Origin of the sequence: Flavonifractor sp. An112 (assembly GCF_904377885.1) — a bacterium.
Lineage (GTDB): Bacteria > Bacillota > Clostridia > Oscillospirales > Oscillospiraceae > Flavonifractor > Flavonifractor avicola.
Genome location: NZ_CAJFGT010000016.1, coordinates 26,244 through 36,412, shown reverse-complemented (window position 1 = coordinate 36,412; position 10,169 = coordinate 26,244). Strand labels below are relative to the sequence as shown.

The window sequence follows — 10,169 nt, the reverse complement described above, 5'->3', positions numbered from 1 at the left end:
TGTGACAATTAGTTGAAAAACGTCCCGCTTGTCGCACCAATCCTGACGCACAGGCGGGCGGCATCGCATAGTATTTTTAAGGGTCTTGGAGCAATCCGAGGCCCTTTTTTCGTACCCTTGACACCCATTCAAGCCTGTTCCCAAGGCTCGTCACGACCTCTGGAACGAGGTTTCCGAGGCGAAAATCCTGCTCCGGTGTACGTGCCCATTTTGCCGCAAAATGTGCGGAAAACGGCAGTGTTTGTGCCGGAATATGAAGCAAATGCTGACGCACCCGGGTACGCTCCATGTTTGGGGTGAGGGTGATGGGGTGTGTGAGGGGAAGAGGGAGAGGGGTACAGGGAATGGGTACAGGGATATGGTGCATGACTGGGAAAAGTGATGGGGTTGAGAGGGTGGTATGGTATGTTGGTGCGGTCAGGATATGTGAGATTGTGGGTACGGTTTGTAAGTTACAGGTACAACCGGGACGAGTAAAATGCACATCGCTACACAGGGCTTGGTGCTGCGGGAGGTCAACTACAAGGAGTCCGACAAGATCCTCACCGTCCTCACCGCCGAGGGGGGCAAGCGCACCGTGAAGGCCAGAGGCTGCCGCCGGAAAAACAGTCCCCTGGCGGCCTCCGCCCAGCTGCTGGTCTATTCCGACATGACCCTCTTTGCCTATCAGGACCGGATCACCCTCAACGAGGCCGAGTCCATCCGGCAGTTCTGGCATCTGAAATCCGACGTGGAGCTGCTGGCCCTGGGCTCCTATTTTGCCGAGGTGATGGAGGCGGTGTCGGTGGAGGGACGGCCCGATCCGGCCGCCATGTCCCTGATTCTGAACAGCCTTCACGCTCTGGACAAGCTGAACAAGCCCCAGGCCCTGGTGAAGGGAGCCTATGAGATGAAGCTCATGGCCCTGGAGGGCTATGAGCCTCTTGTCGATGCCTGCGCGGTATGCGGCAGGCCCAACCCGGAAAAGCCTATGCTGAACCTGGCGGAGGGCGTGCTCCACTGTGCCTCCTGTAAAAGCGAGGTGGGGGAGGGCACTTCCCTGCCCCTGACGGAGGGAACCTTGTCCGCCCTGCGGCACATTCTCTACGGCGATCCCAAGCGGCTGTTCTCCTTTCAACTGGACCAAGGGGGGCTGGACTGCCTGGCCCGGGTGTGTGAGGGCTTCCTGCGCACCCAGCTGGACCGGGGATTCCGTACCCTGGATTTTTATCATGAACTGAAAGCGGGGATGTAACATGGAACTGTATGTGGCAGACGCCTTTACCACCGTGCGCTTTTCCGGCAACCAGGCCGGCGTGGCTCTCCTGGGGGAGGGAGACTTCCCGGAGGAATCCCTGATGCGTGCCCTGGCCGGGGAATTGAAGCATTCCGAGACAGCCTTTGTCCGCCGGACCGGGGACAAGGCCTTCCATATCCGCTACTTCACCCCCGCTGAGGAGGTGGACCTGTGCGGCCACGCCACCATCGCCGCTTTCACCGTCCTGCGGGATACCGGGGCCATTGTTCCCGGAGATTATGCCCTCCATACCCGCTCCGGTGACCTGGAGATCGGGGTGGGGGACGACGCGGTGTGGATGGATATGGCGCCCCCCACCGATGGCCCTACCTTCTCAGAGGAGGAGCAGGGGGCGCTGTATGCTGCCTATGGCCTGTCTTTGGCCGACCGGCCGGAGGGGCTGGAGCCCCAGGCAGTGAGTACAGGGCTGATGGATATCCTGCTGCCGGTGCGTGATCTGGCGACCCTAGATAAGGCGGTGCAGAATGAGGCGGAGGTCACCCGTCTGTCGGAGCACTACAACGTGGTGGGGGTGCATATGTTCTGCTCCCATACCCCGGACGCCGTCGCCCACTGCCGCAATTTCGCCCCCCTGTACGCCATCCCGGAGGAGGCGGCCACCGGCACCTCCAACGGAGCCCTGACCTACTACCTGTTCCGCCGGGGACTGATCCAGGCCGGGGCGGATAACCGTTTTGTGCAGGGAGAGAAGATGGGCAAGCCCTCTGAGATCCTGAGTCGCATCACCGAGGATAACGGTAGTGTGAAGGTGCGGGTGGGAGGACGGGCTCTCATTACCCTGAAATGTGAACTGATGGGATAACCCACAGGGGCGGGACACTGGCCCGCCTCTGGATATCATGCAATTTGGAGAACCTACATGACCGATTTATTTGAAAAATCCATTCAAACTTTGGAACTGCCTCGGGTGCTGGAGAAGCTGGCCGAGCAGGCGGTGACCGAGGAGGGTAAGGACCGCTGTCTGGCCCTGCGCCCCCTGACCGATGTGGACGACGTGCAGCGGGCCCTGGACGAGACCACCGCCGCGGTGAATATGACCGCTCTGCGGGGCTCGCCCTCCTTCTCAGGTGTGCGGCCGGTGGGAGCCTCCCTCCAGCGTGCCAACATGGGGGGCGCCCTCAATACCCGTGAGCTGCTGGACATCGCCGCTGTACTGCGCTCCGCACGCTCCGCCAAGGAGTACGGCGAAGGAGAGGGGGACCGGGCCAAGACCTGTATCGACCACCTGTTCCGCTCTCTCACCTCTAACCGGTTCCTGGAGGAGCGCATCACTGGGGCCATCGTGGGGGAGGACGAGATCGCCGACGCTGCCAGCCCCGAGCTGGCCTCCATCCGGCGGCACATCCGGGCTACCGCCTCCAAGGTGCGGGACATCCTGAACGAGCTGATCTCATCCAACCAGTCCAAGTACCTCCAGGAGTCCATCATCACCCAGCGCAACGACCGCTATGTGGTGCCGGTGAAGTCGGAGCACAAAAACGACGTGCCCGGCCTGGTCCACGATGTGTCCTCTTCCGGCTCCACCTTCTTCATTGAGCCCATGGGAGTGGTGAAGGCCAACAACGAGCTGCGTGAGCTCCAGGCCAAGGAGGAGAAGGAGATCGAGCGCATTCTGGCGGAGCTGTCTGCCCAGTGCGCCCAGTACAAGGAGGACATCAGCCAGGACTATGACCTGCTCATCATTCTGGACGTGATCTTTGCCCGGGCCAAGCTGGCCTATCGGATGCGGGCAGGCGCGCCCCGGCTGTCCGACCAGGGCCTCTATCTGCGGAAGGCCCGCCACCCCCTGCTGGACCCCAACAAGGCGGTGGCCAACGACCTGATGCTGGGGGAGAGCTTCGATACCCTGGTGATTACCGGCCCCAACACCGGCGGCAAGACCGTCACCCTCAAGACCATCGGCCTTCTGACCCTGATGGCCCAGTGCGGCCTCCACATCCCCGTGGGGGACGGCAGCTGTGTAAAAGTCTTTGACCGGGTGCTGTCCGATATCGGTGATGAGCAGTCCATTGCCCAGAACTTGTCCACATTTTCCTCCCATATGGTGAACATTGTGGGCATTTTGCAGGAGGCGGACGACCGCACCCTCATCCTCTTCGACGAGCTGGGCGCGGGCACCGACCCCATTGAGGGCGCGGCCCTGGCCGCCGCCATCATCGAGTCCGCTCGGGAGATGGGGGCCCTGGTGGCTGCCACCACCCACTATGCCGAACTGAAGGTGTACGCCATGACCACCCCGGGGGTGGAGAACGCCTCCTGCGAGTTCGACGTGGACTCCCTGGCACCCACCTACCTGCTGCTCATCGGCATCCCCGGCAAATCCAACGCATTTGCCATCTCTGAGCGGCTGGGCCTGCCCAAGTCCATCATCCAGAAGGCTGCCGCCCGCATTGACGCGGAGAACGTCCGCTTTGAGGATGTGCTCACCCAGCTGGATGAGCAGCGGCAGGAGATGGAGAAGGAGAAGGAGGCTGCCGCCAAGCTTCGCCGGGAGATGGAGGAGACCGCCAAGGCCTCCCGGGAGTACAAGGCCCAGATGGATGCCCAGCGCCGGAAGGCGGTGGAGAAGGCCCAGGCGGAGGCCCGTGCCATCCTGGACGAGGCGAGGGACACCGCCGACCAGGTGTTCAAGGAACTGAACGAGATGCGCCGCCGCCAGCGGAAGGAAGAGGATTGGCAGAAGATCAACGACGAGCGGGCAGGTCTGCGTCACAGACTCAACGAGGCCGAGGGCAAGCTGGGCCAGCGGCCTGAGGCACCCGTCCCGCCGCCCACCCGCCCCGCCCAGGCTGGCGATACAGTGGAGCTGGTAAAGATGGGCACCCAGGCTACCGTGCTCTCCGTCAACAAGGATGGCTCCCTCCAGCTTCAGGCCGGTATCCTGAAGATCACCGCCAAACAGGACGAGGTCCGGGTGGTGGAAGGGGAGAGCATCAAGGCCGCCAAGAAGGTGGTGGCCCGGGCGGAGCACAAGCTGCGCTCCCTGGGAGCCTCTCCCGAGGTAGACCTACGGGGCATGATGACCGACGAGGCCATCGGTGCGCTGGACTTGTTTTTGGACAACGCGGTGCTGGGACGGCTCAACGAGGTGCGCATCATCCACGGTAAGGGCACCGGTGCGGTGCGCAAGGCGGTGCGGGAGCACCTCAAGCGTAGCCGCTATGTGAAGTCCTTCCGCCCCGGCCGTTACGGCGAGGGCGAAGACGGCGTGACCATCGCCGAGCTGCGGTGATGGAGTTTCCGTTCTGATTCGGAAATAAAACCAGAGGGTTCGTCATTCAAAACAGATTCTTGCACGGATTTTGTGCATTTTGTCATTGACGGTTTGGGATAAATTTGCTATCCTATTATACGAAGTATGCGAATGCATCTTGGGGGGAAACGCTATGTATATGAAAGAGGCAGTTGTGAACAACCAGGTCGGCCTGCACGCCAGACCGGCTACGTTCTTCATCCAGAAGGCCAATGAGTTCAAGAGCTCTATTTGGGTGGAGAAGGACGAGCGGAGAGTCAATGCCAAGAGCCTGCTGGGTGTGCTTTCTCTGGGGATCGTCAAGGGGACTTCCATTAACCTCATTGCAGACGGCCCCGACGAGAAGGAAGCTGTGGAGGCTCTCATCGAGCTGATCTCCTCCAACTTCTCTGAGTAAGCGACCAAAGCGAGAGAAAAAAGCGCCGCATCTGCGGCGCTTTTTTTGATAGTAGGGTTGCCATGTACGGCAGAAAGGAGGGCTTGTAGTTTTTGCTATGACCTTTGACGAGTTAAAAGAGAAAGCTCATGCCCTGCCGCTGAAGCCGGGCGTATATATCATGCAGGATGCCAAAAACGTGGTCATCTACGTGGGCAAGGCCAAGGCCTTGAAGAACCGGGTGAGCCAATACTTTGCTAACCTGGCCTCCCACACCGAAAAAACCCGGGCCATGGTAAGCCAGATCGACCACTTTGACGTCATTGTGGCTGACTCCGAGTTTGAGGCCCTGGTGCTGGAAAATTCCCTTATCAAGCGCCACCAGCCCCGGTATAACATCCTGCTCAAGGACGACAAGGGCTATCCCTACATCCGGCTGACGGTGAAGGAGGAGTACCCCAAGTTCTCTCTAGCCAACAAGGCGGCGGAGGATGGGGCCCGGTACTTCGGTCCCTACGGCAGCCGGGGCAACACCCAGAATATTATCGACGCCCTGCGGGTGGCCTTGCGCCTGCCCTCCTGTAACAAAAAGTTTCCCAGGGACATCGGCAAGGAGCGGCCCTGCCTCAACTACCACATGGGCCAGTGCGACGGCTACTGCCGGAAGGACATGGATCAGAGCCGCTACCGGGAGGCCATCGACCAGGCCGTCCGCCTGCTGGAGGGCAAGTTTCAGGAGGTAGGGGACGAGCTGAAGGCGGAGATGGAACTGGCCGCCGAGGAGCTGCGCTTTGAGAAGGCCGCCGAACTGCGGGACCGCTATAAGGCCATTGAACTGCTGGGCAAGCGGCAGAAGGTGGTGGCCGGTTCCCTGGCCGATACCGACGTGGTAGGCTTCCACAAGGGAGAGGCCACCAAGAGCTGCTTTGTGGTGCTCCACTTTGTGGAGGGCGAGCTGGCCGCCAAGGACTGGGACCTGATCGATACCCCCATGGAGGAGGAAACAGCGGACATTTTGTCCGCACTGGTGCGGCAATACTATGGAGGCCGGGGAAACCTGCCCCGGCAGATCCTGCTGCCCTGTGAGCTGGAGGACGAAGTGCCTCTGATGCGGATGCTGTCCGAGGACGCTGGCCGCAAGGTGGAGCTGGTGACCCCCCAGCGGGGCGCCAAGATGGACCTGATCCGTCTGGCCAACAAGAACGCGGTGGAGGAAGTGGAGCGCTGGACCACTCGGGAGGAGCGGCAGAGCAAGCTGATGGAGTTGCTGGGGAAGATGCTGGACCTGGAGGCTCCGCCCCGGCGCATCGAGTCCTACGACATCTCCAACCAGGGCGCCGACGACATCGTGGCCTCTATGGTGGTGTATGTGAATGCCCGTCCTCTGAAGCGGGATTACCGCCATTTCAAGCTGAAGGATATGGACGGCCCTGATGATTACGCCTCCATGGAACAGGTGCTGACACGGCGGTTCAAGCGCTACCTGGAAGGGGACGAGAAATTCGCGGACAAGCCTGACCTGCTGCTCATTGACGGCGGTGCCAATCACGCCAATGTGGCAGTGAAGGTGCTGGAGACGCTGGGACTGTCCATCCCCATCTTTGGTATGGTGAAGGACGACCGCCACCGTACCCGGGCCCTGGTGACGCCGGAGGGTAGGGAGATCGGCATCCAGGGTAATCAGGCCATTTTCTCCCTCATCGGCCAGATCCAGGAGGAGACCCACCGCTTTGCCATCGAGTTCCACCGTCAGCAGCAGAACCAGCGGGTACGGGCCTCGGTGCTGGATCAGATCCCCGGCGTGGGGGAGAAGCGGCGGAGCGACCTGCTCAAGCACTTCAAGAGTATCAAAAAGATCAAGGAAGCCACCCAGGCCCAGCTGGCGGAGGTGGTGCCCAAAAACGCCGCTCAAGCGGTATTTGACTATTTTCATCCGAAAGGAGAAGGACCCACATGAGAGTGATCACCGGAATTGCCCGGGGCCGTAAGCTGAAAGAGCTGCCCGGCCTGGAGACCCGGCCCACCACCGACAAGGTGAAGGAATCGGTTTTCAATATCGTTCAGTTCGACATCGAGGGCCGGCAGGTGCTGGACCTGTTTGCCGGTACCGGCCAGATGGGCATCGAGGCCCTGTCCCGGGGGGCGGCCTTCTGCACCTTCGTGGATCTGCGGCGGGAGGCCGCTGCGGTGGTGCGGGAGAATTTGGCCCACACCAAGCTGGCGGACAGTGCCAAGGTGATCCAGGGGGATTATCTGGCCTTTCTCACCGGCTGCCGGGAGAAATTTGACCTGGTTTTCCTGGACCCGCCTTACGGCACCGGTATGCTGGAAAAGGCCCTGGAGACCATCGCCAAGATTGACATCATGACGGAAAATGGTATAATAGTCTGCGAAAGCGCCGCCGAGTCGGTGCTGCCGGAGCTGGAAGGCCCCTACGAGAAGGGCCGGGAGTACCGCTACGGCAAGATCAAACTCACCATCTATCACCGTACCGTCGGCAACAGGATGTGAAGCCCTTATGAAGACAGCCATCTACCCCGGCAGCTTTGATCCCATCACGCTGGGGCATCTCAATATTATCAAGCGGGCAGCCGTCTGCTTTGACCGGCTCATCGTCTGCGTGCTGGTGAACTCGGAGAAGGTGAACCGGGGCCTCTTCACCCCGGAGGAGCGCACGGAGCTCATCCGCAAGGTGGTGGCTAAGCTGCCCAATGTGGAGGTGGATTGCTCCTCCACTCTGCTGGCGGAGTACGCCCGGCAGAAGAAGGCCTGCACCCTGGTGAAGGGTCTGCGGGCAGTGTCCGATTATGAGAATGAGCTGCAGATGGCCCTCATCAATCGAAAACTCAATCCCAGGCTGGAGACCATGTTTTTGCCGTCCAGCGCCAAGTACACCTATGTCAGCTCCAGCGTGGTCAAGGAAATGGCCCGTTACGGAGCGGATCTGTCGGACTTTCTCCCCCGTGAGATCATTGAGGACGTCCGGCAAAAAATCGAAAGCGGGAGGGATCGCTGATGGCCACCGGTGTAGAAGAATTACTGGATATGCTCTATGAGATGATTGAAGACGCCAAAAATATGCCCCTGAGCAGCGATAAGTGCATTCTGGAGCGGGACAAGGCTCTGGATCTGCTGGATGAAGTGCGGGGTCAGTTCCCCATGGAGCTCAGCGAGGCCAAGAAGCTGATCGCCGCCCGTACCGATTATATCAATTCCGCCAAGCGGGAGGCCGAGCTCATCCGCAAGCAGGCCGAGGAGCAGGCCCGCCAGATGGTGTCTGAGAACGAACTGCTGGCCCAGACCAAGCAGAAGGCCAACGAGATGATGCGTACCGCCGAAGAGCGCAGCCGGGACCTGCGGAAGGCGGCCAACGACTACTGTGAGGACGCCCTCCGCCGCACCGAGGAGGCGGTGGCCGAGGCCTATGACGAGATCAAGAAGTCCCGCGCCCGGTTCCGGGCGGTGGCCGGCGGCAGCAGCCCCCAGAACAGCCGTCAGCCCTACGACGCTGAGGCCGACGAATAACAGCAAAACGGCTCCCTGCCCCACTGCGGCGGGGAGCCGTTTTTTTCCATTATCCTATTTACATAATACGATAAAATTGTGATTTTTTTTGCACCATACCACCAGGTATGGTGCTTTTTGCTGCCGATTGGAAACGAAAAGAGATCGAACATATGTTTTTGATGCGGAAAAGCACGACTTTCGTATAAAAAACAGGGAGTTTTGGGGTTAAAAAAGAGTAAAAAACTATTGCAATTCCGTTACAGAACCTTTATACTGAAGGGGACGGTGGAGCGAAATGGGGGAAAACCCCGCTTAAAAACACCAAAGTGGAGGGAAGTGAAGGGCGTGACCGGTACCTACGAGCATAGCATCGACGGCAAGGGACGCCTGTTCATTCCCGCCAAACTCCGGGAGGAACTGGGGGTCACCTTCTATCTGGCTATGGGCGTGGACGCCTGTCTGGCCATCTATCCCCAGTCCACCTGGGATCGGTTTACAGAAAAATTTTCCTCCCTTCCCATGAGCCAGTCCAAAGCCATGCGTCCCCTCTTTGCCAATGCCGCTAAGTGCGAACTGGACAGTCAGGGCCGTATTGTGATTCCGCAGAAGCTGCGGAAGTATGCCGGACTGGACAAGGACGTGGTCATCATCGGCGTCAATGATCGGGCCGAGATCTGGAGTGCCAATGCCTGGCAGGCCCAGGAAGAGGAAGAAATGACGCCGGAGAAGATGTCCGCCTGTATGGAGATGCTGGGGTTCTGAGATGAGTGAAACGGGATTTTCTCACAAGCCGGTACTGCTGGCGGAATGTATAGAAGCGCTGAATATCAAGCCGGAGGGTGTTTATCTGGACGGCACCCTGGGCCGGGCAGGTCACAGCCGGGAGATCGTCAAGCGGTTGACCAGCGGCAGGCTGATCTGCGTGGACCGGGACCAGGCGGCCCTGGACGCGGCAGAGGAGCGGCTGGCCCAGTGGCGGGACAAGGTTACCCTGGTCCACAGCAACTTCTGCGAGCTGGACGCCATTCTGGACGGGCTGGGTCTGGAGGGTGTGGACGGAATGCTCTTCGACCTGGGTGTGTCTTCTCCTCAGCTGGACGACGGATCCAGAGGCTTCTCCTATATGGCGGACGCGCCGCTGGATATGCGGATGGACCAGTCCGACGGACTGACCGCCCGCATCGTGGTGAATGAGTGGCCTCAGGAGGAACTGCGGCGCATTCTGTGGCAGTACGGCGAGGAGCGCTATTCCTCCGCCATTGCGGGAGCCATTGTGCGTGCCCGGGAGAAAAAGCCGGTGGAGACCACCCTGGAACTGGTGGACATCATCAAGGGGGCTATGCCCGCCTCCGCCCTGCGGGAGAAGCAGCACCCTGCCAAGCGGTCCTTTCAGGCTATCCGCATCGCGGTCAACGACGAGCTGGGCTCGGTGGACAAGATGGTGCGCTCCGCAGTGCCCCGCCTCAACCCCGGCGGCCGGCTGGCGGTAATCTCATTCCACTCTCTGGAGGACCGCATCGTGAAGAACGGCCTGGCGGAGTATGCAAAAGGATGCACCTGTCCCCCCGATTTCCCGGTATGTGTGTGCGGGAAAAAGCCTCAGATTAAATTGATTACCCGGAAGCCCATTGTATCCGTTCCGGAAGAACTGGAAGAGAATCCCCGTGCCCGCAGCGCCAAATTGCGGGTGGCGGAGAAGCTGAGAGAGAGATAACGGCAGATTTACAAATGAGAAT

At 60.2% G+C, this 10,169-nt stretch carries 10 protein-coding genes; all 10 read left to right on the top strand.

Annotated features, from left to right (window positions below):
• The first annotated feature begins 478 nt into the window (after window positions 1-478).
• The 10 genes from recO (at window position 479) to rsmH (ending at window position 10,147) form a co-directional block, all read left to right on the top strand.
• Window positions 479-1,234, top strand: coding sequence for a DNA repair protein RecO (gene recO / locus IHN22_RS03900; protein ID WP_191433595.1), 756 nt, complete (start codon window positions 479-481; stop codon window positions 1,232-1,234).
• A gap of 1 nt (window position 1,235) precedes the next feature.
• Complete coding sequence (locus IHN22_RS03895) at window positions 1,236-2,099, top strand: PhzF family phenazine biosynthesis protein (protein WP_191433593.1); 864 nt, start codon at window positions 1,236-1,238, stop codon at window positions 2,097-2,099.
• Window positions 2,100-2,156: 57 nt separating this feature from the next.
• Entirely contained in the window at window positions 2,157-4,529 is a 2,373-nt protein-coding gene (locus tag IHN22_RS03890; protein ID WP_191433591.1) for an endonuclease MutS2, read from the top strand.
• A gap of 154 nt (window positions 4,530-4,683) precedes the next feature.
• Entirely contained in the window at window positions 4,684-4,947 is a 264-nt protein-coding gene (locus IHN22_RS03885; protein ID WP_007495691.1) for an HPr family phosphocarrier protein, read from the top strand.
• A gap of 97 nt (window positions 4,948-5,044) precedes the next feature.
• Window positions 5,045-6,883 (top strand): excinuclease ABC subunit UvrC, encoded by a 1,839-nt coding sequence (gene uvrC, locus IHN22_RS03880; protein ID WP_191433589.1) that lies wholly within the window; start codon window positions 5,045-5,047, stop codon window positions 6,881-6,883.
• Window positions 6,880-7,437: a 16S rRNA (guanine(966)-N(2))-methyltransferase RsmD gene (gene rsmD, locus IHN22_RS03875; protein ID WP_087389208.1), complete on the top strand. Its 558-nt coding sequence runs from the start codon at window positions 6,880-6,882 to the stop codon at window positions 7,435-7,437. The genes uvrC and rsmD overlap by 4 nt, the downstream gene beginning before the upstream one ends.
• 7 nt (window positions 7,438-7,444) lie before the next feature.
• Window positions 7,445-7,942 (top strand): pantetheine-phosphate adenylyltransferase, encoded by a 498-nt coding sequence (gene coaD, locus IHN22_RS03870; protein WP_087188110.1) that lies wholly within the window; start codon window positions 7,445-7,447, stop codon window positions 7,940-7,942.
• Window positions 7,942-8,451 (top strand): hypothetical protein, encoded by a 510-nt coding sequence (locus IHN22_RS03865; protein ID WP_087188111.1) that lies wholly within the window; start codon window positions 7,942-7,944, stop codon window positions 8,449-8,451. Before coaD ends, IHN22_RS03865 begins: the two co-directional genes overlap by 1 nt.
• Before the next feature lie 318 nt (window positions 8,452-8,769).
• Window positions 8,770-9,195 (top strand): division/cell wall cluster transcriptional repressor MraZ, encoded by a 426-nt coding sequence (gene mraZ, locus IHN22_RS03860; RefSeq protein WP_300985381.1) that lies wholly within the window; start codon window positions 8,770-8,772, stop codon window positions 9,193-9,195.
• Between the two features lies 1 nt (window position 9,196).
• The gene (gene rsmH, locus IHN22_RS03855; protein ID WP_191433587.1) at window positions 9,197-10,147 is read left to right on the top strand and encodes a 16S rRNA (cytosine(1402)-N(4))-methyltransferase RsmH; all 951 of its coding nucleotides are present in this window, start codon (window positions 9,197-9,199) and stop codon (window positions 10,145-10,147) included.
• Window positions 10,148-10,169: the final 22 nt, after the last annotated feature.

What these genes read in the sequence shown, in the direction of transcription:
- recO (WP_191433595.1), top strand. Translation starts at nt 479, where the DNA reads ATGCACATCGCTACACAGGGCTTGGTGCTGCGGGAGGTCAACTACAAG.
- IHN22_RS03895 (WP_191433593.1), top strand. Translation starts at nt 1,236, where the DNA reads ATGGAACTGTATGTGGCAGACGCCTTTACCACCGTGCGCTTTTCCGGC.
- IHN22_RS03890 (WP_191433591.1), top strand. Translation starts at nt 2,157, where the DNA reads ATGACCGATTTATTTGAAAAATCCATTCAAACTTTGGAACTGCCTCGG.
- IHN22_RS03885 (WP_007495691.1), top strand. Translation starts at nt 4,684, where the DNA reads ATGTATATGAAAGAGGCAGTTGTGAACAACCAGGTCGGCCTGCACGCC.
- uvrC (WP_191433589.1), top strand. Translation starts at nt 5,045, where the DNA reads ATGACCTTTGACGAGTTAAAAGAGAAAGCTCATGCCCTGCCGCTGAAG.
- rsmD (WP_087389208.1), top strand. Translation starts at nt 6,880, where the DNA reads ATGAGAGTGATCACCGGAATTGCCCGGGGCCGTAAGCTGAAAGAGCTG.
- coaD (WP_087188110.1), top strand. Translation starts at nt 7,445, where the DNA reads ATGAAGACAGCCATCTACCCCGGCAGCTTTGATCCCATCACGCTGGGG.
- IHN22_RS03865 (WP_087188111.1), top strand. Translation starts at nt 7,942, where the DNA reads ATGGCCACCGGTGTAGAAGAATTACTGGATATGCTCTATGAGATGATT.
- rsmH (WP_191433587.1), top strand. Translation starts at nt 9,197, where the DNA reads ATGAGTGAAACGGGATTTTCTCACAAGCCGGTACTGCTGGCGGAATGT.